This window comes from Daejeonella oryzae DSM 19973, from assembly GCF_000422945.1.
Taxonomy (GTDB): Bacteria; Bacteroidota; Bacteroidia; order Sphingobacteriales; family Sphingobacteriaceae; genus Daejeonella; species Daejeonella oryzae.
Window position 1 is genome coordinate 1 of the sequence record NZ_KE383964.1, and the last position, 24,735, is coordinate 24,735.

Sequence of the window (24,735 nt, forward strand, 5' to 3'; positions counted from 1 at the left end):
CTAATTACCCGAAGCTTTCTTCATGCACCCAAACCCTTGCGGCTTGGCATGCATAAGGCAGATAGAATATATTGTTGTTTTCTTATTCAAGTACTTTTTCCAGTGTGTTAAGATATTAGTAGTGAAATTCAGAAGTGAGTAGTTCCAAGGAACTTCAAACGGATGAACGGAAGCTCAAAAGCTTTAGGTGCCTATATCGTCGGTGTCCACCTCTTCCCATTCCGAACAGAGAAGTTAAGCCCGCCAGAGCCAATGGTACTGCCGTAACAGGTGGGAGAGTAGGTCGGTGCCCAATTTTATAATCAAAGCCTTGTCCCTTAAAGACAAGGCTTTTTTTTGTAAAAAAAAAATCGGTTTAGGGACTAAATACTTGATTTTGGGACACTCAAATTGCAAATAGCTTCTAAGCAAATCAAGGTTAATGCTTATCTTTACCCACTTAATTTATACATATGAATTTCAGTATTGGATCCCGTAGAGAAGTATTAATGCATATTGAAAAATATATGCTCGAAAAAATGCACGAATACCTCAAGCCTATTGATACTAACTGGCAGCCTTCTGATTTTTTACCTGATTCAACCAAACCTGATTTTTTTAATGAAATCAGAGATCTGAAAGAAAATGCAAAAGATCTTTCCTACGATCTGGTCGCAGTTTTAATTGGCGATACTATTACTGAAGAAGCACTTCCTACATATGAATCCTGGTTAACAATGGTTGACGGGATTTCGAAAGATGAGCAGGGCGGATGGATGAAATGGGTTCGTCATTGGACTGCTGAAGAAAATCGTCATGGAGACCTGTTAAATAAATATTTATATCTTTCCGGGAGAGTTGATATGCGCCAGATGGAAATATCTACGCAATATCTTATTGCCGATGGCTTTGATATTGGTACCGGACACGATCCGTACCGTAATTTCATATATACCAGTTTCCAGGAATTGGCTACAAATGTTTCTCACCGAAGAGTTGCTTCTCTGGCTAAACGTGATGGAGATACCTTACTTTCTAAAATGTGCGGAGTGATAGCTTCAGATGAAGCCCGTCATGCCAAGGCTTATAAAGACTTCATGATGCGAATTTTTGAAGTTGATCCCAATGAAGCAATGATTGCTTTTGAAGATATGATGCGTAATAAAATTGTTATGCCAGCACATTTTCTTCGCGAAGTTGGTTTGAAGATGGGGCAAACTTTTGGCCATTTCACAGATGCTGCTCAACGATTAGGAGTGTACACAGCTATTGATTATGTGGATATCATGAAGCAACTAATCGATGACTGGCAAATTGAAGGATTAAAAGATTTGAATGATGCAGGTGAAAAAGCCCGTGACTATGTTGTAAACTTGCCTTCGAGGCTAATGAGAGTGGCTGAACGAATGAAGAATCCTTCTTTAGAATATAAATTTAGCTGGATAGCTGGATAATAAAAATGCCCTGATTAACAGGGCATTTTTGTTTAATAATATTTACATATTTCGCCTGTATTGCCCGCCTACCTGATAAAGAGCATTTGAAATTTGTCCCAAAGAACAAACTTTACAAACTTCCATTAAATCTTCAAAGATATTTTCACCATTCACTGCTCTCTTTTGAAGGTTTTTCAGGAGATCAGAAGAAACATCCTGATTTCTTGCTTGATAAGATTTCAAAGCTGTGATTTGAAATTCCTTTTCTTCTTCAGTCGCCCTGATTACTTCTGATGGAACAATTGTAGGCGATCCATTTTTATTAAGAAAAGTGTTTACACCAATAATAGGGAATTCACCCGAATGCTTCAACGTTTCATAATACAGCGATTCTTCCTGTATTTTTCCCCGCTGATACATGGTTTCCATCGCACCTAAAACTCCGCCACGATCATTAATCCGTTTAAACTCGGTTAACACTGCCTCTTCCACCAAATCTGTAAGATCCTCAATTATGAAAGATCCCTGTAGCGGATTCTCATTTTTTGCTAATCCTAATTCACGGTTTATAATTAATTGAATAGCCATTGCCCTGCGTACAGATTCTTCTGTAGGAGTAGTTATGGCTTCGTCATACGCATTTGTATGAAGCGAATTGCAATTGTCATAGATCGCGTAAAGCGCCTGCAATGTTGTACGTATATCATTAAAGTCAATTTCCTGTGCATGCAATGACCTGCCTGAAGTTTGAATATGATATTTTAATTTTTGAGAACGATCATTTCCCTTATATTTATACTTAATCGCTTTGGCCCAAATCCGGCGGGCAACCCGACCGATTACTGAATATTCTGGATCAATTCCGTTGGAAAAAAAGAAGGATAGGTTTGGTGCAAAATCATCAATGTTCATTCCGCGGCTTAAGTAATATTCCACGAAAGTGAAACCATTACTAAGGGTAAAGGCCAGCTGAGAAATTGGATTTGCTCCTGCTTCTGCAATATGATATCCTGAAATAGAAACAGAATAGAAGTTCCTAACCTGGTGATCAATAAAATATTTCTGAATATCTCCCATCATTCTCAATGCAAATTCGGTAGAGAAGATGCAGGTGTTTTGTGCCTGATCTTCTTTTAAAATATCTGCCTGAACTGTTCCCCGAACACTTGCAATGGCGTAAGCCTTAATTTTTTGATAAACATCTGCCGGTAAAACCTGGTCGCCCGTTACTCCTAAAAGCATTAAACCAAGTCCGTTATTTCCTGCCGGCAAATCGCCGTTATATTTGGGACGCTCTATTCCTTTAGATTGGTAAATGGAATTTATTTTATCCTGAACCTGTTCTTCAATACCCTCTTTAATAATGTATTTCTCGCACTGCTGATCAATTGCCGCGTTCATGAAAAAACCCAGGAGCATTGGTGCCGGACCATTAATGGTCATGGATACCGAGGTGGATGCATGACACAGATCAAAACCAGAATATAATTTCTTAGCATCATCCAGAGTAGCTATGCTTACTCCAGAATTTCCGATCTTCCCGTAAATATCAGGGCGTATATGCGGATCTTCCCCGTAAAGGGTAACTGAATCGAAAGCCGTAGAGAGACGATGAGCAGGCTGATCTAAAGATACATAATGAAAACGTTTATTGGTACGCTCAGGGCCGCCTTCTCCGGCAAACATCCGGGTTGGATCTTCTCCTTCACGTTTTAAAGGAAATACACCAGCTGCATATGGAAATTCTCCCGGTACATTTTCAGTTAATATCCATCGTAAAATATCGCCCCATGCCTCATAGCGTGGGAGAGAAATTTTCGGAATACGCAGTTTAGATAAGGATTCATAATATAGGGATTGTTTAATTTCCTTATCACGAACCCTGAATATAAATTCATCTGCTTTATAACGCTTAATGGTTTCTGGCCAGTCACGAAGTAACCTGCGGCATTCACCATCCAGGTTTTCTTCCAACCTTGAATAGGCCTCACTCAAACCTTCTCCAATGTTAAGATCTTTATTCTCCCCTGCTAAATCTAAAACCCCCTTTATCTGGAATAATTGCTGTGCAATTTTGCACTGCTTGTTAACCCATTCATTATAATCCTTATTTGCTTCCGCAATTTCAGCTAAATAGCGGGTACGATCTGGGGGAATAATGTATATTTTCTCAGATTGGGCATCGCTCAATTCCATTCGGGTAGTAAAATCTAATCCGGTTTTTTTACTAATGGCGTTCATTAGGGATAAAAACAAATTATTCATTCCCGGATCATTGAACTGAGATGCCATTGTTCCAAAAATCGGCAGGTCTTCATCATTTGCACTAAATAGGTGATGATTTCTCTTATACTGCTTTCTGACATCGCGTAAAGCATCTAATGCTCCGCGTTTATCAAATTTGTTTATTGCTACCAAATCAGCAAAATCAAGCATGTCAATTTTTTCCAGTTGAGTGGCAGCGCCAAATTCCGGAGTCATGACATATAATGACACATCGCAATGCTCGGTAATTTCTGTGTCCGACTGCCCGATTCCTGATGTTTCTACAATGATCAGATCATAACCTGCAGCTTTACAAATATCAATTGACTCCTGAACATATTTGGACAACGCTAAATTTGCTTGCCGGGTTGCCAGTGATCGCATGTAAACCCTTGGATCGTTTATGGAATTCATCCGGATACGATCTCCAAGCAAAGCGCCGCCGGTTTTACGTTTAGATGGATCTACTGAAATAATTGCTAAAGATTTGTCGGTTTCAACCAGAAATCTCCTTACAAGCTCATCTACTAAAGATGATTTGCCTGCACCGCCGGTACCGGTTATACCAAGTACGGGAATTGTTTTTTGGCCAATAAGTTTTTTAACTTCTTTCAGGAATTCTTCAGCTTCCTGCGGATGATTTTCTGCAACTGTAATTGCAGAAGCAATGAACTTAACCTCTTTATTTATAATGCCTTTAAATTCACCGTTCAGTTTGGTCTTTGTTAAAAAATCACATTGCTTCATCATATCATTAATCATTCCCTGCAAACCCATTTTGCGGCCGTCATCAGGTGAATAAATTTGAGTGATACCGTATTGCTTAAGTTCTTCAATTTCAAAGGGAAGAATTACTCCTCCGCCGCCTCCGAAAATTTTAATATGACCAGCACCTCTTTCTTTTAAAAGATCATACATGTATTTGAAATATTCTATATGTCCACCCTGGTAGGATGTCATGGCAATTCCCTGAACATCTTCCTGAATTGCACAGTTAACTACTTCATCTACAGAACGGTTGTGACCTAAATGTATAACTTCAGCACCCGATGATTGCAGGATTCGGCGCATGATATTAATTGTAGCATCATGTCCGTCAAATAATGCGGCGGCTGTAACAAAACGTATTTTATGTTTTGGCTTGTAAATTTCGATAGTTTCCATGTTTCTAAAATCTGCGTAAATGTAATCATTTATACGCTTTTGAGTGTTTTTTGAAAGTGCAGGCTAAGGCCTGTAAGAGGATAGTAATTTACAGCCAGCTTTTCTTTTTGAAATAAATTAAAGTGAAAGCAGATGACAGAATCATCAACAGAACGGCAATAATATATCCATACTCCCATTGCAGTTCCGGCATAAATTTAAAATTCATTCCATAAATACTGGCAATAAGAGTTGGAGGCATAAAAGCTACGGTAGCTACCGTGAATATTTTAATAATACGGTTTTGTTCAATATTAACAAGACCCATAAATGTATCCTGAAGATATTCCAGCCTTTCAAAAGCAAATTTATTGTGCTCAATTAAAGAGCTTATATCTTTAATCATAATTCGTAAAACGCTCATATATTCTTCGGGAAATAAACTGCTTTTCATTAATGCAGAAATGAGTCGTTGCTTATCTATTATATTTTCACGCAGAAGCATATTGCTGTTTTGGAAGGATGAAATCTTTAAAAGGATTTCTTCATCAGAGCGGTTTCTGCTTAAAGTTAGCTTCTGGTTAAGTTCGGCAATTTCCTTTGCCAGACTTTCTATTACATCAGCATCTTGGTCAATTGCTGTTTCCAGGATGGTTAATAAAACCTGGTAGCCGTTTGTAAATATGGAAGCATTTGAGCGAATCTTCTTCACTGATTCCATAAAGGTCTTCAAATCATCATCCCGGTAGGTGAATAAAATACCTTTTTCTAAAACTATTGAAGCTGTTGAATATTCAAAACCATTTGGCTTAAACGAAATGAAATTGGTATTAATAATCAGTTCATCTTCTACCTCATTAAAACGCGACGAACTTTCAATCTCTGATGATTTTTCTTCCGAGGAGTATTTAATGTCAAAGTAAGTTTCAATAGTGATTTTTTCCTCAACGGTTGGGTTCTGTAAATCCACCCACACTAAATCCTGAAGCGGAATGCCTCTTAGCATTTCCAGCTCATTTTCTTTGGCTAAACGCTGGTCTTTCTTGTAGTAAATTCTTAGCATAGAATGGATTTTATGGTTGTGAACCTGAATATGTATCTTTGAAAAATCTGCAAGTATGGTTTTCCTATTATCAAAGGATTAGAAAACGTTAGCAAGCAATCACAAAAATATAAGTTTTGAGCACTCCATTAGATTTCGGACACAAGAATTACAACCATTACGGTGCATATCTTAAAAAAAAGTATGACGGTCAGCGTGTATATAAAATTATAGCTGATGGTGGTTTCACCTGTCCAAACCGCGATGGAAGTAAAGGTTATGGTGGTTGTACCTATTGCAATGTAGATTCTTTTACTCCTGAGCTTTCACGCCGGCTTCCCACAATTCGCGAACAAATTGAACAGGGAATGGAACGAGCAATAAAAAACTACCGGGCTGAAAAATTTATAGTTTACTTTCAGCCTAATACAAATACTTATTCGCCAACCCATTATTTAAAGATGATGTATGACGAGGCCTTAAGTATTAACACGGAAAATATAGTAGGATTGTCAGTAGGAACACGCCCGGATTGCATTGATCCGGAAAAAATAGATTTGCTGGAAAGTTATTCAGATCGCTTTGATGTGGATCTGGAAATGGGAATGGAATCTATATATGATGATACACTGTTAAAAATTAACCGGGGTTGTACTCATCAGGAATTAGAAAATGCCCTGATTTTAGCCGATAAAAGAAAAATTGATATTTGTGTTCATACAATTTTTGGATTTCCCTGGGAGACTCAGGATATGATGCTGAAATACGCCCATGAAATTAACCGCTTCCCTCAAATAAAATTTGTAAAATTACACCATCTGCATATAGTTAAAGGCTCTATAATGGGCTCAAGGTTCGCAAAAGAACCTTTTAAACTATTTACTATTGATGAGTATACCGATTTTCTTGCCGAGTTTATTCCGCTATTAAGACCTGATATTGTACTTCAGAGAATATTTGGTTTATCAGATTATGAATTGCTGATCGCACCCAATTGGGGCATGAAAAAATCTCAGATTCAGTCTTATATTGATAAAGGTTTGGAAAGCAGGGGAGTAGTTCAGGGAAGCAAATATATTCCTGAAATTATTTCAGTGCTGTAATTGCTTCCTCATTATATTTTCCAAACAGTTCCTCGACTTTAGTTTCCCTGAAGCTGAATATTTTCCGGATTTCTTTTTCTACAATTAGCCTATTGGCAATTCTCCCGGCAAAACTGTATGGAATAGCATAGTTTACTATATCAATCATATTCACTCCTCCGGTAATCTCTTTAAAATGATGCTGATGATGCCACATGGCATAAGGACCGAATCGTTGTTCATCTACAAAATATTCTCCCTCCTTTACATGGGTAATCTCGGTCATCCAATCCATTTTGATTCCAAGCAATGGACTTACTTTATAAGTAATGATCATTCCCGGATACATCTTTTGTTCCTGTTTAAATTCTGAAGTAATAACAAAGCCCATTTCTGCCGGAGTTATTTTAGCAAGGTTCACAGGAGATGAAAAGAAATTCCAGGCTTCTGAAAGACTGATAGGAAGATTTTGCTCGAAAGTAAATGAATATGTTTTCAATTGAGAGTTTTTTGTAAATCTATCATGATTTAAGACACAGATATGAAGTATTGTAAATAGTGATTTCGCAATGACAATTTTAGGAATCTCTTAATCTGCTAAATATATCATGCATTATTTCTGAATTCATATTTAAATAGAAGGTCTTTTGCTCTGTTTGTATCATTTGATGTGATTTTATTCTATTAATTCTCTATATGTTCTTCTTTTCAATTGATATATAGTCTTTAATTGTTTATTGAAGTAAATTTGTTTGAATAATATATACTTAATAAAATAATTAAATCAGTTTTCTATTTAATTCTCTGTAATCTGTACTGATATTATAATATTTTTTAAATTTTATCTATTTAAATATTGATTTTAATAAAATTTTTATTGAAAAATTTTAAATAATGCAATTATTTTGTATGTTTATAATAATATTATCAATTCATTTAGTTTTTGATCCATTAATTATAATTAAGATGAACAAAATTCAGTTAAAACAAGTAGTTCCTTTTGCAGTTTTGTCTGCAATTGCTTTGTCTTCATTATTTATTCCTGCTTTGCCTAATTTTAATGATGACGGAAAGTATAATAGTGCAGATATTGTCTGGATTTTAGTAGCAACCGCTCTGGTTTTTTTAATGACTCCAGGTCTTGCATTTTTTTATGGCGGAATGGTTCATCGTAAAAATGTAATTTCTACTATGATCAAAAGTGTGGTTGCCGCAGGAATTGTAAGCGTGCTTTGGATTACAGTTGGCTTTAGCTTAGCCTTTGGAGATTCAATTAACGGGATCATTGGAAATCCTTCAACTTACTTTTTCTTTAAGGGAGTAAATTCCGGCCCCTCCTGGAGTTTAGCTCCAACAATACCGCTCACCTTATTTGCTCTGTTTCAGCTCATGTTTGCTATTATCACGCCGGGTCTGGTTGTGGGAGCAGTTGCCGAGCGAATCCGATTCACATCCTATATTTCTTTTATTGTATTGTTTGGTTTGTTTGTATATGCCCCCCTGGCTCACTGGACCTGGCATCCGGAAGGTTTTCTGTTTAAACTCGGAGTATTTGATTTTGCAGGTGGTACGGTAGTACATATTTCTGCAGGTATGGCAGCATTGGCCGGGGCTTTAGTACTTAAAAGAAGAAAAGTGCATCAGGAACGCCAGGAAATTCCACCGGCAAATATTCCATATGTATTAATAGGTACTGGTTTACTGTGGTTTGGATGGTTTGGTTTTAATGCCGGATCTGCACTTGGAGCTAACGCCCTTGCAGTTTCTGCTTTTGCAACCACTAATATAGCCGCAGCAGCAGCTGGGTTGTCATGGATGTTTTTTGATGTATTAAGAGGTAAAAAACCATCTGTATTAGGCTTTTGTATCGGTGCCGTAGTTGGACTTGTGGCAATAACACCCGGAGCCGGTCTGGTAGCAATTCCTCAAAGTATTTTTATTGGAGTATTAGCGGCAATAATTTCTAATTACGCGGTGCATCTTAAGTCAAAAACATCATTAGATGATACATTGGATGTATTTCCATGTCATGGTGTAGGAGGTATTGTTGGAATGTTGCTGACAGGTATTTTCGCAACCAAAACTGTGAATGCTGCAGGTGCAGATGGCTGGTTTTATGGAGATGCTGCATTCTTTTTTACCCAATTAAAAGGTGTTGCAATAGTTGTTGCCTACAGTTTCATAGTTTCTTATGTAATTTTTAAATTCATTAACCTCATTGAACCTATCCGGGTTAGTTCTGAAGATGAAGAAGAAGGCCTTGATGCAAGTCAGCATAATGAAAAATATTCTCAGGGTACCTTAATTGTTAATGGGCACGAGGTTCATGAAAAAGTAACCTATTAAGTTTCTCTATGCAGTTCAGAACTAATTATTAACAATTGATCTAATTTTTTACAGCAATTAAATTTCAACGTTATGTTTAAAAAAATTACCGGTATCAGCATGTTTTTGGCAAGTGCCACAACACTTGTGATGGCTCAGGTAGCTCAGGAAGAGCCAACCTCAGAACCTTTACAAATTTCGGGTTCTGTAGATACATATTACAAATACGATTTTGAAAACGTTCCGAATAATATCTTAACCTATTTTGCAGATGAGCATAATTCCATTTCAATTGGGATGATTGATATCGCATTAAAGAAAAACTCCGGAAAAGCATCTTTTGTTGGTGAGCTCTCATTCGGGCCCAGAGGAACTTTTCAATCAATCCCTAATGCGGCTCCGGTTACCAGCGAAAATGGTGTGGAAGGATTTTCAAGTTTTAATATTCAGAACTTATACGTGAACTATGCTTTTACAGACAAATTTTCTATGACAGCAGGCTATATGGGCACTTTCGTAGGATATGAAGTAATTTCACCAGTCGCCAATTTTAATTATTCAACCTCTTATTTATTTGGTGCCGGACCTTTCCAAAATGCAGGTATAAAAGCCACTTATTCATTTTCTCCAAAAGCAAGCCTGATGGTTGGATTGTTTAATGACTGGAATATTTACCAGGACTTTAATGGAGTTTCTCATGTAGGAGCTCAATTAATGCTGGCCCCTGCCGAAGGCTGGTCAGCGTATTTAAATGTTTTATCAGGATACTCTAACCAGGCCGATGGAACCGGAACTATTCTTGATCTGACGACATCTTACCAAATTACTGAAAAATTTAAGCTGGGTTTAAATGCTGCTGATTACAGCGTTTCCAATGATAATGGAGGGTATAGCGGTGTTGCATTGTATCCTCAGTATTCAATAACTCCCGGCTTTAGTTTAGGCGCCAGAGGCGAGTATTTTAAAGTGAAAGATGCTGGCTCAACAATAGGGAATGATTTTACATCGCTTACATTATCCGGAAATTTGAAATCAGGATCATTTACTTTTATTCCGGAAGTTAGATTTGATAATGGCGATGCCGGATCTTTTACCAAAAACAACTTAATACCTACAGAAAATGCGTCTCAATTTTCTTTAGCTGCAGTTTTTGCTTTTTAATCCTGATAATTTATTACACCTACAATAAGAGTCAGGATCTTTTAGAATAATTCATCAACTTTCAATTTACTACGATGAAAATAATATTTATAGTCCTGCTATCTTTTTTTATACCTGCTTATAGTTATTCTCAGCCATTTGAAAATGACCTTCTATTGGATGAGCGGGGAAAATATATTTATTACGAAGTAGTTGATGTTCCGCAAATTTCAAAGGATAGTTTAAGCAAGCGCTCTCTTTATTTTTTCAAAAAGAAGAATTTAAAACTTAAAACATCCTTCTTACAGGCAGATAGTTTGCTAAACGGAGCGGGAAAATTTATTTTAAACAAGGAGGCTTTGGTTCTAAGTCATCCGAAAGGAGAAATGGTATTTACTTTTACATGCGAAATTAAAGAAGGAAAATATCGCTATTGGTTAACCGATTTTAAATTTCTGCCATACCAGCGGGACCGTTATGGGAATTTTGTTCCTTTAATCACAAATTATACTCCTCTGGAAAAAGATCCCGGAAAACTTAATGCTCTGGAATGGAAAAATACTATCGGAACAACTGCAGAGCAGTCTAAAAAAATCGGCGAAAGCTTTAAAAAATATCTCGCTGGCGAATATAGCACTTCTGAAAATACAAATAAATCTAAAACACTTATCGGGAAGGATTGGTGAAGCAGATTACTGAACAATTTTATTAGCACAGGTTGAACTGGCAAAAGCCTCTGGCTTTGCTTTAAATACAAATCCCATACTCAGAATATATCCCATAGCTTCATGCAGGGCCTGGTTAGATTTAAACATTGGGTTTGTATTAATATCTGCATGCACTTCTAAATCTACATCATAAAGATCCAGTAAGTCGCATAGAGAATAGGCGCATTCAATAGATTTTGCAACTTCCATCAGCATCCGTTCTTTTATACTCATTTTCTGAGTGCTTTTTTCCTGATGAATAAACATAAAACCGCCCTTTTGCTCTCTGATAAAAACAATAACCGTCGCAAAGTCGGTTGTTGAACCTTTTACCTGAGAATCTGTTCCGATGCAAACTTTCAGTTTGTGACCAAGATTGATTTCTCGTTCAATTACCTGTTCAACTTCTTCATAAATGGGAATTTGTATTTTTTCTCCGTTAAATTTTTTCCAGATCATACGAATTAAATAAAAAGATGAGTTAATGATTTTAATTTTCCATAGTCTATTAATAAAGATAAAGCATTTGTTTACAAATAGTTATATATTGAATTAAAATATTCTGAAGGAGTATAATAGGGTGTAGTAATTTTTATTATTATTAAGTATGAAGAATTTATTTTTAAGATATGTTAGAATGGGAGCTCTTTTATTGCTTCTGATTAATATAAGTTGCAAGGAAACTAATGACACGATACCTGCCTTAAGCAAGCAAGATTTAATTAATGTTAAGTATGCGGATCATTCACAAAATAATATGGATATCTATCTGCCTGCCTCACGGAATTCCCTAACTCCGGTAATCTTATTTATTCATGGTGGTTTTTGGTCGGGTGGAGATAAAGCAATGCTGACAGAATTAGCAGAATATATGCGAGATCAGGGTTACGCTTCGGTGAATATGAATTACCGTTTAACCAATACTGCGGAGAATAATATTCATCCCGCCCAGGTCAATGATATTAAAAAAGTATTTGACTTTCTGGAAGCCAATTCTTCAAATTATAAAATATCTTCCTCAGCTTACGCGATTGTTGGAGCTAGTTCCGGAGCTCATTTATCACTTTTATATTCTTATCAGAATAACGCTAACAACAAAATTAAAACGGTTGTGTCCATGGCTGGCCCAACTAATTTCAGCGATTTCCGAAATTCAAATTTATTACAGAGCAGGGTTCTGGAAGGATTTCTTGGTACCAGTTTTAATGCAAATCCCAATTTGTATATACAGGCAAGTCCGGTTACGCATGTGTCCGGCTCGTCAGCACCAACACTTATATTTCACGGAAAGCTTGATGCAATTGTTCCATTTCAGCAATCTGCCGAACTTAAAACCAGGCTTGATCAATTTAATGTTTCAAACAAACTGATAGTGTATGATGATTTGGGACATGAGTTTGCAGGCATTGATAAAACCCCCGATTTTTTAAATGAAATTAATTCCTGGATTTCTTTATATCTGAAATAGGATCCCATCAGACTAAGAATTCAAACAGAGTTTTATTTCCGTTGATTGCTTTGTAATCGAAATGATGCAATTCCATACGATGAACCAGCGGAAGATAATCCTGTGGAGAACCTAATTCAATACCCACTAAAGCAGGCCCGCGTTCGCGGTTGGTTTTTTTGATGAACTCAAAACGGGTGATGTCATCATCTCTTCCTAAGACTAAATTTACAAAATCTTTTAATGCACCCGGCCGCTGTGGAAAACTGATAATAAAGTAGTGCTTTAAGCCTTCATATAATAATGATCGCTCTTTAATTTCCTGCATACGTTCTATATCATTATTGCCCCCGCTGATAATGCAAACTACGTTTTTGCCTGAAATGCTATCCTTTAACTGATCAAGTGCTGCCACAGATAAAGCACCTGCAGGTTCTGCAACAATTGCATTTTCATTGTAGAGTTCAAGAATCACAGAGCAGACTTTTCCTTCCGGAACTAAAATCATTTTATCCAGAACTTCTTTGCAAATTGGGAATGTGAAAGTCCCGGCACGCTTAACGGCGGCACCATCAATAAAACGGTCTATTTGTTTTAATAAAACCGGTTTATCGGCTAAAAATGCTTCCGACATAGATGGTGCGCCTTCTGGTTCAACGCCAATTAATGTACATAAAGGAGAAATATCTCTGATATAAGAACCAACGCCGGCGGCTAATCCACCGCCACCAACAGGCATAATAATTACATCGGTTTCGGGGAGGTCTTTCAAAATTTCCATTCCTACAGTTGCCTGTCCTTCCACTATGCCGGGATGATCAAAAGGAGGGATAAACACCTGCTGATGCTTTTCGCTAAACTTTAATGCTTCTTTCAGGCAATCATCAAACGTGTCGCCGGTCAGAACAATTTCTATCCACTCCGCACCGAACATCCGGGTTTGCTTTATTTTCTGTTTTGGCGTTATTTCGGGCATAAAAATAGTTCCCTTAATTCCCAGTTTTTGGCAACTGTAAGCTACGCCCTGCGCATGATTTCCCGCACTTGCACAAACTACTCCTTTAAATGCTTCTTCAAAAGTTAAAGCAGAAATCATGTTGAACGCTCCACGCAATTTGTAGGAACGTACTACCTGAAGATCTTCGCGTTTCAAATAAATATTACAATTGTATTTAGCTGATAAGCCTGCATGGAATTCTAAAGGTGTGTGCTTTACAATATCCTTTAATCGCTCCGCTGCTGCTTGTACATTAAAAACTTGGGTGTCATTTTCCATTATCAGGTAATTTTATTTAAAGCGTCCAGGTATGCATTGGCCGATGCTTTTACAATATCTGTACTAAATCCATATCCATCATAATTTCTGTTATTGAAACTTACACGCATATTTACCCGACTTATATCGTCACTTCCGCCATGCATTGCCTGGATCTGGAACTCGTTAAGGGAAATATCTTTTCCGATGATCTGATGAATTGCTTTGATAGTAGCATCAACCGGACCGTTGCCGGTTGCACTGGCTTCCTGCTCTTGTCCATTTACATCCAGTTTAACCGTAGCCATAGGATTGAATGGATCTCCACAAATCACCTGAAGGAGTTTTATTTTTACGCCATCGATGTAATTTTTTTCACAGCCATCACCCATTAATAAAAGAATGTCTTCATCATTTAAATCCTTTTTGAGATCAGCCATTTCTAAAAAGCGATGATATACTTCCTCCAGATCAATACGCTCCAGAATATATCCCAATCTTTCTAAATGATGCTTTAATGCATGGCGGCCGCTGCGGGCAGTCAGAATAATATCCGATCGCGGAATTCCAACATCTTCGGGATTAATGATTTCGTAGTTTTCACGATGCTTTAATACACCATCCTGATGAATGCCTGAACTGTGAGCGAACGCATTTTTCCCAACAATAGCTTTGTTTGGCTGCACTGGCATATTCATCATCCGGCTAACCATCCGGCTGATATCATAGAATTTTTTGCTGTTGATATTCGTATGCAATCCAAGGGAGTGATGGGTTTTCAGGATCATCGCAACTTCTTCAATAGATGTGTTTCCGGCCCTTTCGCCAATTCCATTGATCGTGCATTCTACCTGCCTTGCACCGTTCTGTATCCCTGCAATGGTATTCGCGGTAGCCAAACCGAGGTCATTATGGCAATGTACAGCCAGAATAGCCCGGTCAATATTTTTGACGTTTTCCATAAGAAAGCGGATTTTTTGTCCATACTGATCAGGAAGACAATATCCGTTAGTATCCGGTATGTTCACTACGGTAGCACCGGCTGCAATAACCGCCTCAACCATTTGGGCCAGAAAAATCGGGTCAGCACGACCCGCATCCTCGGCATAAAACTCGATGTCTTCTACAAATTTTTTGGCATATTTCACGGCTGATACAGCCCTTTCTAAAATTTCCTCCCGTGTGCTGTTGAATTTATATTTGATATGCATGTCGGAAGCGCCAATGCCGGTGTGTATCCGGGCGTGTTTAGCAAATTTTAAAGATTCAGCTGCAATATCAATATCCTGTTTATTTGCTCTGGTTAGAGCACATATGATTGGCCCGCGAATGGCTTTTGAAAGCTCAACCACGCTGTTAAAATCTCCCGGACTCGACACCGGAAATCCTGCTTCAATAATATCTACCCCCAGTTCCTCCAGAGCTTTCCCGATCTCTATTTTTTCAATGCTGCTTAGCTGGCAGCCGGGCACCTGTTCTCCATCCCGAAGGGTGGTATCAAATACGTAAATTCGTTTCGGATCATGTAACATGGTCATAAGGTTTAGGGAACAGTTCTTTTAATTTATCTATAATGAGTTCGCCCATCTCGGAAGTTCCTAAAATGTTTTTCGCTAAGGTTTCCGGTGTGGATATATCCAGAGTACGGTATCCCTCTTTCAGCAAATCAGAGATTGTATTAGTCAATATATCCGCTTCTTTTTTGAGTCCGAATCCAATGTTAAGCAGCAATGCTGCCGATAAAACCGAGGCGAAAGGATTGGCAATATTTTTTCCCGCGATATCATGGGCAGAACCATGAATGGGTTCAAAAAAACCCATTTTGTCGCCAACAGATGCGGATGCAAGCATGCCCATGGAGCCGGCAATTTGCGAAGCTTCATCCGTTAAGATATCGCCAAACAAATTCCCTGTTAATATCACATCAAATTGCTTTGGATCCCTGATCAGCTGCATGGCTGCATTGTCAATAAATAAATGCTGAGTTTGCACATCCGGATATCGGAGCGCAACTTCCTGTATCACCTCACGCCAGAGTCTGGAACTCTCCAAAACATTGGCTTTATCTACTGAACATACTTTTCCACGGCGATTTCGGGCTGCTTCAAAAGCTTTAACTGCTATTCGCTCGATCTCATACCGATGGTAGATCATCAGATCGGAAGCTGTGTTTCTGTCGGCACTTAGTTGCTTCTCACCAAAATATACATCGCCCGTTAACTCTCTGAAAAAAAGAATATCTGTTCCTTTCAGTATTTCGGGTTTTAAACTCGAAGCGCCCAGTAACTCATCAAAGACTAAAATGGGACGCAGATTGGCAAATAGCCCAAGCTCCTTACGGATTTTTAATAATCCCTGCTCCGGGCGAACGGTAAGGGAAGGATCTAAATCATATTTAATATGACCAACTGCACCAAAAAGAATAGCATCACTTAATTTCGCTTTATCAAGCGTTTCATCGGGGAGGGGATTTCCGCAGTTTTCAATGGCTTCATGACCCATTTGGGCTGTATCGAAGCTAAAGTCATGATCAAATTTTAATGCGATCTGCTCCAGCGCTTTTCTGCCCCAAACAGTTACTTCTGCTCCGATTCCATCTCCCGGAATAACTAAAATATGCTTTTTCATATTAGTATGAATAATTCCTGCCCGATTCGTAAGTTGCTATCTGGCTGGTTTGGGCCAGTATAAAGTCTATATCATCATAACCATTTAAAAGACAGGTTTTTTTATACGGATCAATCTCAAACTTCTCTGTTAAACCCAGTTTTTCTATTTTTACCGTTTGGGTTTCCAGGTCTGCTTCAAGTAACGTTTCCGGGTTTTGATCGATGAGAGAAAATAAGGTCTGTAAAAAATCTTCCGAAACCTGGATTGGCAATAATCCGTTGTTCAGTGCATTCCCTTTAAATATATCTGCAAAAAAGCTGCTGATCACTACTTCAAAACCATAATCTGCCAGGGCCCAGGCAGCATGTTCCCGACTGCTGCCGCATCCAAAATTTTTGCCGGCTACCAGAATTTTTCCCTTATAAAGAGGATTATTCAGTGGAAATTCTTCACGCATTTCGCCAGTTTCAGTAAATCTCCAATCCCTGAATAAATTTTCCCCAAATCCTTCTCTAATGGTCGATTTGAGGAAACGGGCAGGGATAATCTGATCCGTATCAATATTCTCCATATTAATGGGAACCATAGTGGAACTGAGATTTTTAAATATTTTTTTTGCCATCTGATCAGTCTATAAATTCACGCACATCAACTATTTTTCCTGAAATCGCAGCTGCTGCAGCAGTTAGCGGACTGGCTAAAAAAGTTCTGGAATTGGGACCCTGACGTCCTTCAAAATTTCGGTTCGAAGTTGAAACGCAATATTTTCCTGGAGGGATTTTATCTTCATTCATTGCCAAGCATGCGCTGCATCCCGGTTCCCGAAGTTCAAATCCGGCACTTGCCAGAATACTGTCTAATCCCTCGGCTATTGCCTGTTCCATAACCTGTTTTGATCCAGGTACAATCCAGGCCGTTACATGCTCAGATTTTGTTTTGCCTTTTACAAATTCTGCAACCAGGCGCAGATCTTCAATTCTGGAATTGGTGCAGCTCCCGATAAATACATAATCAATGGATTTCCCTGATAAAGATTTTCCTGCTTCTAATCCCATATAATTCAGAGATTTTTGAAACGAGTAGTGTTCTTTTTCAGGAATACCGGAAAAATCGGGTATGGATTCTGAAATTGCTGTGCCCATTCCCGGATTGGTTCCGTAGGTGATCATGGGTGCTATATCTTCAGCATTAAACTGTAAAACTTTATCATAATGGGCGTCATTATCGCTTTGTAAGCTGTTTATATGATCCAGCAACTGAGTCCATTTATTGCCTGTTGGTGTAAATTCACGATCTTTAATATACGTGATAGTAGTTTCATCAGGTGCAATTAACCCGCCGCGGGCACCCATTTCTATGCTCATATTGCAAATGGTCATGCGAGCTTCCATACTTAAATTTTTAATAGTATCACCGGCATATTCCACAAAATAACCGGTTCCTCCCGCAGAGCCAATTTTGCTGATGATGTGCAGAATGATATCTTTTGAAAGAACTCCTTTTTGCAATTTGCCATTCACCTCAATCTTCATGCAAGGCGGTTTTTGCTGAAGCAGGCATTGGGTCGCCAAAACTTCTTCTACCTCAGAAGTGCCAATTCCGAAAGCGATACAGCCGAAAGCGCCATGAGTAGAGGTGTGGCTGTCTCCGCAAACAATGGTCATTCCCGGAAGTGTTAAACCAAGTTCCGGTCCGATAACATGCACTATTCCCTGAAAAGGGTGACCCAATCCATAAAGATCAATGCCAAATTCAGTGCAATTTTTAGTAAGCATTTCAACCTGCAAACGCGACAGGTTTTCTTTTATAGGCAAATGCTGATTGATAGTTGGAACGTTGTGGTCTGCAGTAGCCTTCGTTTGCCCGGGCCTGAAAACCGGGATGTTGCGTTTTCTTAAGCCCTCAAAAGCCTGCGGACTGGTTACCTCATGAATAAAATGAGTATCTATATAAAGCACATCCGGGAAACCGGATTTTTGGCTAACCACATGCGCATCCCAGATCTTATCAAACAGTGTTTTTGCCATTGTTTTTTTATTTGACGAATTCTTCTGTTTTTACAGACTGATTTTCCGGCCGAAGGCTTCGAACGGTTTTTCCTGCCTGCCATAATTCGCTTTCGCGAAGTTCTTGTAATTCCATATTCAGCTTTTCGCGATAATCATGCTGAGAGTTAGAATCAATGGATCGTTGTGATTCTTTGCCTGCAGCTACACTTTCATACAGTTCTTCAAAAACAGGTTTTGTGGCATCTCTGAATCTTTTCCACCAGTCAAGCGCACCGCGTTGTGCTGTTGTTGAGCAATTGGCATACATCCAGTCCATTCCGTTCTCAGCTACCAAAGGCATTAAAGATTGGGTGAGTTCTTCAACGGTTTCATTAAAAGCTTCGGAAGGAGAGTGGCCCTTACTACGCAAAACATCGTATTGAGCAGCAAAAATTCCCTGGATACAGCCCATCAGCGTTCCGCGTTCTCCGGTGAGATCGCTAAAAACTTCTTTCCTGAAATCTGTTTCAAAAAGGTAACCGCTTCCTACAGCTATGCCCAAAGCCACCACCCGTTCAAATGCCCGCCCGGTGGCATCCTGGAATATGGCATAACTGGAATTTAACCCGCGTCCCTGTAAGAACATGCGGCGAAGAGATGTACCGGAGCCTTTTGGTGCAACCAGAAATACATCCACATCCGGAGGCGGTATGATGCCGGTTTGTTCATTAAATGTGATGCCGAAACCGTGAGAGAAATAAAGTGCTTTGCCGGGAGTTAAATGTTTTTTAACGGTTGGCCAAAGTTCAATTTGAGCGGCATCACTCAGAAGATAACATATTATGGTTCCTTTTTCTAAAGCTTCTTCTATTTCAAAAAGAGTCTCTCCGGGAACAAATCCATCTTTTACAGCTTTATCCCAGCTACCGGAATTTTTCCGCTGACCCACTATGACATTGATGCCGTTATCCTTTTGATTCAAAGCCTGTCCCGGTCCCTGAACGCCATAGCCGATAACTGCTACCACTTCATCTTTTAAAACTTCCTGAGCTTTGCTAAGTGGAAATTCCTCGCGGGTTACTACCTGCTCTTCTGTACCGCCAAAATTTAATTTTGCCATGATTATTTATTTTTATGCTTGATGATTTAGGTTCATTTCCCTGACGTCTGTACGCTCTACTTCAATTAGCTTTTCAAGCTGAAGCCGCACACGTTCCATATTTTCTTCGGTGGCATGTACAATAAAACTAGCCATCCCATTTTTATAATCGCCGGGCATTTCTGTAGCCAGTAATCTTTTAATGCGTACACGGCGGCGGTTAAAAATATTGATCATCCGGTTGAGAACTGAAAAACCATTCTCCGAATGAACTTCTAATACAAAGTCTTTTTTCATTATATGATATTTGAGATCTTGGAATTGAGATATTAGATATGAGTTTTTTCCCTGCTCCTTATTCCTTGTTTCATTATGTAAGTCTCATTTCTGCTACTCCGGCACCTGTGGGTACCATCGGAAATACATTTTCTTCTTTTTCTACCACAACTTCGAGCAGATACGGGCCTTTGTGATTCATCATATCCATAAGGGCCTGATCCAAATAATCCCTTGACTCTACTTTTTGAGATTCAATCCGGTAGGCTTTTGCTATCGCTACAAAATCGGGATTGTCCATCTCTGTAAAGGAGTAGCGCTTATCGAAAAACAGCTGTTGCCATTGCCTCACCATTCCCAGAAAATTATTATTAAGAATGATGATTTTAACAGGAATCTGGTATTGCATAATTGTTCCCAATTCCTGGATAGTCATCTGAAATCCTCCGTCACCAATAATGGCAATCACATCTTTTTCGGGAGCGCCGCATTTAGCACCCATTGCAGCCGGAAGACAGAAACCCATCGTTCCTAATCCACCGGAACTGATGCAACTTCTTAAATCATTAAAGGAATAATATCTCGAAGTTACCATCTGATGCTGACCAACATCCGTGCAAACCACCGAATTTCCCTGGGTAATCTGGTTTAATCTTCGAACCACTTCGCCCATTTTTAAACCTTCACACTCAGGATGACAATCCTGCTGAATAATTGCCTTCTCCAGTTCATCCAGTTTTTTAAATGAGGCAAGCCATTCGGGATGCTCAGTTTTTTTGAGGTGTGGAAGCAACAGCGTTAATGCGTGCTTAGCATCCGCATGAATTCCTACCTCTGTTTTGATAATCTTCCCGATTTCCGATTCATCAATATCAATATGAATCACCTTCGCATTGGGTGCATATTTCGCTACATTCCCCGTTACACGATCATCAAAGCGCATTCCTATCGCAATAAGCACGTCGCACTCGTTGGTATTTACATTCGGACTGTAATTTCCGTGCATTCCCAGATAGCCCACATATAAAGGATGACTGGCCGGAAATCCGGATAAGCCCAATAGGGTAGAAGCAACCGGGATGCCTGCTTTTTCAGCACAGTCAATTAATTCGGTTTGTGCACCGGATAAAATAATTCCCTGCCCTGAAAGTATATACGGCCTGCTGGCTTCATTGATTAATTTCGCCGCTTCCGCAATGCTTCGCTGATCCGGGTTGGGAATGGGTTTATAGGTTTTAAGCTGATGGCAAATTTCGTAATGAAAATCAGCCATTTCAAATTGCGCATCTTTGGTAATATCAATCAGTACTGGTCCGGGGCGACCGCTTTTAGCTATAAAAAATGCTCTGGCTACTGCCGAAGCTACATCTGCGGCTCTGGTTACCTGGATATTCCATTTTGTAACAGGCAATGAAATATTGATAATATCAGTTTCCTGGAAAGCATCTGTGCCCAGTAAATGCGAAGCGACTTGTCCGGTAATGCAAACCAGAGGGGTAGAATCGATCATCGCGTCAGCTAAACCGGTAATTAAATTAGTGGCACCCGGCCCCGAGGTTGCTAAAACTACTCCGGTTTTTCCGCTTACACGGGCAAAACCCTGAGCAGCGTGAATGGCTCCCTGTTCATGTCTTACCAGAATGTGTTTAAGCTGATCAGAGAAAGAATAAAGGGAATCATAAACCGGCATTATAGCTCCGCCCGGATAGCCAAACAATGTTTGCACTTCTTCTGCGATTAATGAGCGCAGCAGAATTTCTGATCCTGTGATCTGTTGATTTATTCCGGAACTGTCTTTTTGTGTAGCAATTGCTTCTGTTTTCATGATCTCATCCCTTTCTTTAATCTGTTACACAACCTTCAGTTGCATTTTTAACTTGCCGCATATATTTAAGCAATACGCCCTTGGTTACTTTAGAAACCGGTTGAACCCAATTGCTTTTCCTTTTATCCCATTCCTGGTCTGTTAAGCGGACGTTTATAGTTTTAGCTTCAGCATTAATTTCAATAATATCATTATCCTCTACAAGGGCAATTCCTCCGCCCTCGTAAGCTTCAGGAGTAATATGACCGACCACAAATCCATGTGTGCCACCTGAGAAACGACCGTCGGTAATTAATGCTACCGAACTTCCTAAACCGGCTCCGATAATAGCTGAAGTGGGTTTTAACATTTCGGGCATTCCCGGAGCGCCTCTGGGCCCAACCTGCCGGATAACTACTACATCTCCTGCTTTTACTTTTCCGCTGCTGATACCATGTATCAGTTCAAATTCGCCGTTGAAAACCCGTGCTGGTCCTACAAAATGATCACCCTCTTTGCCGGATATTTTGGCCACAGAACCCTGAGAAGCAAGGTTTCCGTAAAGCATTTGCAAATGACCTGTCTTTTTTATAGGATCTGTCAAGGGCCTGATAATGTCCTGACTAGTAAAATCAAGATCTTTTGCCTCCGCTACATTTTCTGAGAGCGTTTTTCCTGTAACAGTCAGGCAATTTCCATTTATAACACCTTCATTGATCAGGTATTTTAGAATAGAAGGCAATCCACCAATTTCATGCACATCTTCCATCAGATATTTTCCGCTGGGTTTCATGTCGGCTAAAACCGGGGTTTGATCACTGATCTCCTGAAAATCTTGTAAGGTCAGCGTAATATCTACTGATCTTGCCATGGCAATCAAATGCAGAACTGCATTGGTTGAACCTCCCAGAACCATTACAATTTTAATAGCATTCAAGAAGGCTTCCTTCGTCATGATATCGGAAGGTTTTATATCTTTTTCAAGCAAAATCCGGATGGCTTTTCCAGCAGCTTTACACTCTTCTTTTTTTTCCTCACTCAAAGCAGGATATGATGAACTGTATGGAAGACTCATACCCAATGCTTCAATTGCCGAAGCCATGGTATTTGCGGTATACATTCCGCCGCAAGCTCCGGCTCCGGGACAGGCATTTTGAATGATGCCTTCAAAATCTTCCTGCTTTAGTTGGCCCGAAAGTTTCTCTCCAAGAGCTTCAAAGGCAGAAACGATATTTAGTGACCTTCCTTTGTATTTTCCGGAATGAATGCTGCCGCCATATACCATAATCGCCGGACGGTTTAATCTGCCCATGGCGATAATGGAGCCGGGCATATTTTTATCACATCCGGGGATTGCGATTAAACCATCATAATATTGGGCACCGCAAACAGTTTCGATTGAATCGGCAATAATGTCTCTGGACACCAGCGAATAGCGCATTCCTTCAGTACCATTAGAAATGCCATCACTTACGCCAATTGTATTAAAGATGAGGCCAACCAAATCATTTTGCCAAACTCCGCTTTTTACATGCGTTGCCAGATCATTCAGGTGCATGTTGCAGGTATTGCCTTCATATCCCATGCTTACAATACCAACCTGTGCTTTTTTAAGATCGTCTGTAGTCAGTCCGATGCCATAAAGCATAGCCTGGGCAGCCGGCTGTGTTTCGTCCGAAGTAATGGTTTTGCTGTAGCGGTTTAATTCCATTTTTTTTAGATGATTACTCCGAAATTGTCTTTTTCTATTACCAGATTTTTGTAATGCTGCTGAATTACAGATCCCAATGATTCATGCCAGCTCAAAGGATAAATTTCATCATCAATTGATGCGATGCCTATTATTTCGGCTGCAGTTCCGCATAAAAAAGCGCTGTCGGCGGATTTCAGATCTTCAGCGGTAAAATGCTGTTCAGCAACTTCAATTTCAAGCGAACGGCAGATTTCAAAAACAGTTTCTCTGGTAATACCCGGTAAAATATTGCCTTTTGGTGGAGTTAATAAGCGACCATCTTTCTCAATAAAAATATTTGCTCCCGGCGCTTCTGCCACAAAGCCTTTCATATCCAACAGGATAGCTTCATCAAATCCTTTGGATTTGGCTTCGCTTGTAGCCATTATAGAATTTACATAGTGACCTGATACTTTGGCCTCTACCATAATTGATTTTGGGTTTGGCCGCTCAAATGATGAGACGCATGCCCGGATTTGTTTATCACCTAAATAGGCTCCCCATTCCCATGCACAAATCATAATATTAACCTGCTCTGCCCTGGTTAATGACATATTCGGACCGCAATACACTAAAGGACGTATGTATGCATCTTTTAATTTATTTTTAGAGAGTATGGAGTAGGTAGCATCAATTAGTTCTTCCTTAATGAAAGGATAGGGAATGTGCACCAGTTCGCAGGATTTTTTTAATCTTTCATAATGCTCATCAGCTTTAAATATTCGCGGGCCGTTTTGCGTATTGTAGGCCCGGATTCCTTCAAAAACCGCGTATCCGTAATGCAGGGATTGACCATACAGATCTGTGGTCGCTTTAGCAGCTTTTACGAATTCTCCATTCAGATAAATAAGCGTTTGGTCGTTGTAATAGTTCATGATTTCTGTGTTCTATAAAAAAAAGCCTCTGCATAGAGGCCCCGTATTAATTTATTTCTTTAATTGCTGATTTTTAGACGTAAACCAATCTTCATTCATCTGTTTGCAGTTGAAAGTCAATGTGTTGTGATGAGTGAAATGGCTCGTCTGTTTCATTGTTGTTTGTAGGTATTTGCCGTATTCCAATATGACTATTTCAAAATACGCTGTCAATACAATTAATATGCTTTGTGAAAAAAAGTGTAAAATTCTATGATACAGGTATTACCAGAGAATTTAATTTGGCGCAAGGAAAATAAGCCTTTACATAATTTGTAAAAGACTGTTCTGACAACTTCTAAACAAGTGCTAAAACCGTATACCGAAATGGTAATTGGTCTAAAAAAATCTAATTTTCTGCTTAAAACAGATTATTTTTTAAAAAAGTTGATTTTTCAATGATCAAATTTTTGGGAAAGTTTTTATAAGAATTTGTTATGATTTTGCGAACAAGAATTTATTCTTTTCCCGGAGATGTATTGAGGAGATAT

At 39.1% G+C, this 24,735-nt stretch carries 20 protein-coding genes and 1 rRNA gene; 7 read left to right on the forward strand and 14 right to left on the reverse strand.

Features of this window, described 5'->3' with window-relative positions; translation table 11 throughout:
- The first annotated feature begins 183 nt into the window (after positions 1-183).
- Positions 184-295: ribosomal RNA gene (rrf, locus tag G521_RS0113160) — 5S ribosomal RNA — on the forward strand.
- Positions 296-452: 157 nt separating this feature from the next.
- Positions 453-1,433 (forward strand): acyl-ACP desaturase, encoded by a 981-nt coding sequence (locus G521_RS0113165; protein WP_026898938.1) that lies wholly within the window; start codon positions 453-455, stop codon positions 1,431-1,433.
- A 42-nt stretch (positions 1,434-1,475) separates the two neighbouring features.
- Here G521_RS0113165 and G521_RS0113170 read toward each other — a convergent pair whose 3' ends face one another.
- Positions 1,476-4,844: a methylmalonyl-CoA mutase family protein gene (locus tag G521_RS0113170; protein ID WP_026898939.1), complete on the reverse strand. Its 3,369-nt coding sequence runs from the start codon at positions 4,842-4,844 to the stop codon at positions 1,476-1,478.
- A gap of 88 nt (positions 4,845-4,932) precedes the next feature.
- Complete coding sequence (gene corA, locus G521_RS0113175; RefSeq protein WP_026898940.1) at positions 4,933-5,886, reverse strand: magnesium/cobalt transporter CorA; 954 nt, start codon at positions 5,884-5,886, stop codon at positions 4,933-4,935.
- A 116-nt stretch (positions 5,887-6,002) separates the two neighbouring features.
- On the opposite strand from corA, the gene G521_RS0113180 reads away from it, so the two are divergent.
- Complete coding sequence (locus G521_RS0113180; RefSeq protein WP_026898941.1) at positions 6,003-6,968, forward strand: TIGR01212 family radical SAM protein; 966 nt, start codon at positions 6,003-6,005, stop codon at positions 6,966-6,968.
- On the opposite strand, the gene G521_RS0113185 is transcribed toward G521_RS0113180, so the two are convergent.
- Entirely contained in the window at positions 6,952-7,446 is a 495-nt protein-coding gene (locus G521_RS0113185; RefSeq protein WP_026898942.1) for an SRPBCC family protein, read from the reverse strand. The two genes, G521_RS0113180 and G521_RS0113185, sit on opposite strands and share 17 nt — an antisense overlap.
- Before the next feature lie 467 nt (positions 7,447-7,913).
- On the opposite strand from G521_RS0113185, the gene G521_RS0113190 reads away from it, so the two are divergent.
- From G521_RS0113190 to G521_RS17265, 3 genes are all read left to right on the forward strand, one after another.
- Positions 7,914-9,293, forward strand: coding sequence for an ammonium transporter (locus tag G521_RS0113190; protein ID WP_026898943.1), 1,380 nt, complete (start codon positions 7,914-7,916; stop codon positions 9,291-9,293).
- Positions 9,294-9,365: 72 nt separating this feature from the next.
- Positions 9,366-10,433 carry a porin gene (locus tag G521_RS0113195; protein WP_026898944.1) on the forward strand — a complete coding sequence of 356 codons (1,068 nt, stop codon included), beginning with the start codon at positions 9,366-9,368 and terminating at the stop codon, positions 10,431-10,433.
- 74 nt (positions 10,434-10,507) lie between these two features.
- Entirely contained in the window at positions 10,508-11,098 is a 591-nt protein-coding gene (locus tag G521_RS17265) for a DUF4468 domain-containing protein (RefSeq protein WP_051189752.1), read from the forward strand.
- A 6-nt stretch (positions 11,099-11,104) separates the two neighbouring features.
- Here G521_RS17265 and G521_RS0113205 read toward each other — a convergent pair whose 3' ends face one another.
- On the reverse strand, positions 11,105-11,578 hold the full coding sequence (locus tag G521_RS0113205) for a ribonuclease H-like YkuK family protein (RefSeq protein WP_026898945.1): 474 nt from the start codon (positions 11,576-11,578) through the stop codon (positions 11,105-11,107).
- 148 nt (positions 11,579-11,726) lie between these two features.
- Between G521_RS0113205 and G521_RS0113210 the strand changes: the two genes are divergently transcribed.
- Complete coding sequence (locus tag G521_RS0113210) at positions 11,727-12,587, forward strand: alpha/beta hydrolase (RefSeq protein ID WP_081675086.1); 861 nt, start codon at positions 11,727-11,729, stop codon at positions 12,585-12,587.
- Positions 12,588-12,594: 7 nt separating this feature from the next.
- Here G521_RS0113210 and ilvA read toward each other — a convergent pair whose 3' ends face one another.
- The 10 genes from ilvA to G521_RS0113260 all read right to left on the reverse strand — a co-directional run bounded on the left by ilvA (position 12,595) and on the right by G521_RS0113260 (position 24,205).
- Entirely contained in the window at positions 12,595-13,842 is a 1,248-nt protein-coding gene (gene ilvA / locus G521_RS0113215; RefSeq protein WP_026898947.1) for a threonine ammonia-lyase IlvA, read from the reverse strand.
- 2 nt (positions 13,843-13,844) lie between these two features.
- On the reverse strand, positions 13,845-15,359 hold the full coding sequence (locus G521_RS0113220) for a 2-isopropylmalate synthase (protein WP_245580871.1): 1,515 nt from the start codon (positions 15,357-15,359) through the stop codon (positions 13,845-13,847).
- A complete protein-coding gene (gene leuB, locus G521_RS0113225) occupies positions 15,343-16,449 on the reverse strand; it encodes a 3-isopropylmalate dehydrogenase (RefSeq protein ID WP_026898949.1) in 1,107 nt (368 codons plus the stop codon). The genes G521_RS0113220 and leuB overlap by 17 nt, the downstream gene beginning before the upstream one ends.
- A gap of 1 nt (position 16,450) precedes the next feature.
- Positions 16,451-17,053, reverse strand: a complete 603-nt coding sequence (gene leuD, locus G521_RS0113230; protein WP_026898950.1) for a 3-isopropylmalate dehydratase small subunit — start codon at positions 17,051-17,053, stop codon at positions 16,451-16,453.
- A 4-nt stretch (positions 17,054-17,057) separates the two neighbouring features.
- Positions 17,058-18,458: a 3-isopropylmalate dehydratase large subunit gene (leuC, locus tag G521_RS0113235; RefSeq protein ID WP_026898951.1), complete on the reverse strand. Its 1,401-nt coding sequence runs from the start codon at positions 18,456-18,458 to the stop codon at positions 17,058-17,060.
- 7 nt (positions 18,459-18,465) lie between these two features.
- Complete coding sequence (gene ilvC / locus G521_RS0113240) at positions 18,466-19,539, reverse strand: ketol-acid reductoisomerase (RefSeq protein WP_026898952.1); 1,074 nt, start codon at positions 19,537-19,539, stop codon at positions 18,466-18,468.
- A 12-nt stretch (positions 19,540-19,551) separates the two neighbouring features.
- Positions 19,552-19,815 carry an ACT domain-containing protein gene (locus tag G521_RS0113245; protein ID WP_026898953.1) on the reverse strand — a complete coding sequence of 88 codons (264 nt, stop codon included), beginning with the start codon at positions 19,813-19,815 and terminating at the stop codon, positions 19,552-19,554.
- Positions 19,816-19,888: 73 nt separating this feature from the next.
- Positions 19,889-21,619, reverse strand: coding sequence for a biosynthetic-type acetolactate synthase large subunit (ilvB, locus tag G521_RS0113250; RefSeq protein ID WP_051189753.1), 1,731 nt, complete (start codon positions 21,617-21,619; stop codon positions 19,889-19,891).
- Between the two features lie 16 nt (positions 21,620-21,635).
- The gene (gene ilvD / locus G521_RS0113255) at positions 21,636-23,309 is read right to left on the reverse strand and encodes a dihydroxy-acid dehydratase (protein ID WP_026898955.1); all 1,674 of its coding nucleotides are present in this window, start codon (positions 23,307-23,309) and stop codon (positions 21,636-21,638) included.
- A 5-nt stretch (positions 23,310-23,314) separates the two neighbouring features.
- A complete protein-coding gene (locus G521_RS0113260; protein WP_026898956.1) occupies positions 23,315-24,205 on the reverse strand; it encodes a branched-chain amino acid transaminase in 891 nt (296 codons plus the stop codon).
- Between the last annotated feature and the right edge of the window lie 530 nt (positions 24,206-24,735).

Coding starts and splice junctions, on each gene's coding strand:
- corA (WP_026898940.1), bottom strand. CDS start 5,886: ATGCTAAGAATTTACTACAAGAAAGACCAGCGTTTAGCCAAAGAAAAT.
- G521_RS0113195 (WP_026898944.1), top strand. CDS start 9,366: ATGTTTAAAAAAATTACCGGTATCAGCATGTTTTTGGCAAGTGCCACA.
- G521_RS0113210 (WP_081675086.1), top strand. CDS start 11,727: ATGAAGAATTTATTTTTAAGATATGTTAGAATGGGAGCTCTTTTATTG.
- leuB (WP_026898949.1), bottom strand. CDS start 16,449: ATGAAAAAGCATATTTTAGTTATTCCGGGAGATGGAATCGGAGCAGAA.
- G521_RS0113190 (WP_026898943.1), top strand. CDS start 7,914: ATGAACAAAATTCAGTTAAAACAAGTAGTTCCTTTTGCAGTTTTGTCT.
- ilvC (WP_026898952.1), bottom strand. CDS start 19,539: ATGGCAAAATTAAATTTTGGCGGTACAGAAGAGCAGGTAGTAACCCGC.
- leuC (WP_026898951.1), bottom strand. CDS start 18,458: ATGGCAAAAACACTGTTTGATAAGATCTGGGATGCGCATGTGGTTAGC.
- G521_RS0113260 (WP_026898956.1), bottom strand. CDS start 24,205: ATGAACTATTACAACGACCAAACGCTTATTTATCTGAATGGAGAATTC.
- leuD (WP_026898950.1), bottom strand. CDS start 17,053: ATGGCAAAAAAAATATTTAAAAATCTCAGTTCCACTATGGTTCCCATT.
- G521_RS17265 (WP_051189752.1), top strand. CDS start 10,508: ATGAAAATAATATTTATAGTCCTGCTATCTTTTTTTATACCTGCTTAT.
- G521_RS0113165 (WP_026898938.1), top strand. CDS start 453: ATGAATTTCAGTATTGGATCCCGTAGAGAAGTATTAATGCATATTGAA.
- G521_RS0113245 (WP_026898953.1), bottom strand. CDS start 19,815: ATGAAAAAAGACTTTGTATTAGAAGTTCATTCGGAGAATGGTTTTTCA.
- G521_RS0113220 (WP_245580871.1), bottom strand. CDS start 15,359: ATGACCATGTTACATGATCCGAAACGAATTTACGTATTTGATACCACC.
- ilvA (WP_026898947.1), bottom strand. CDS start 13,842: ATGGAAAATGACACCCAAGTTTTTAATGTACAAGCAGCAGCGGAGCGA.
- G521_RS0113205 (WP_026898945.1), bottom strand. CDS start 11,578: ATGATCTGGAAAAAATTTAACGGAGAAAAAATACAAATTCCCATTTAT.
- G521_RS0113170 (WP_026898939.1), bottom strand. CDS start 4,844: ATGGAAACTATCGAAATTTACAAGCCAAAACATAAAATACGTTTTGTT.
- ilvD (WP_026898955.1), bottom strand. CDS start 23,309: ATGGAATTAAACCGCTACAGCAAAACCATTACTTCGGACGAAACACAG.
- ilvB (WP_051189753.1), bottom strand. CDS start 21,619: ATGAAAACAGAAGCAATTGCTACACAAAAAGACAGTTCCGGAATAAAT.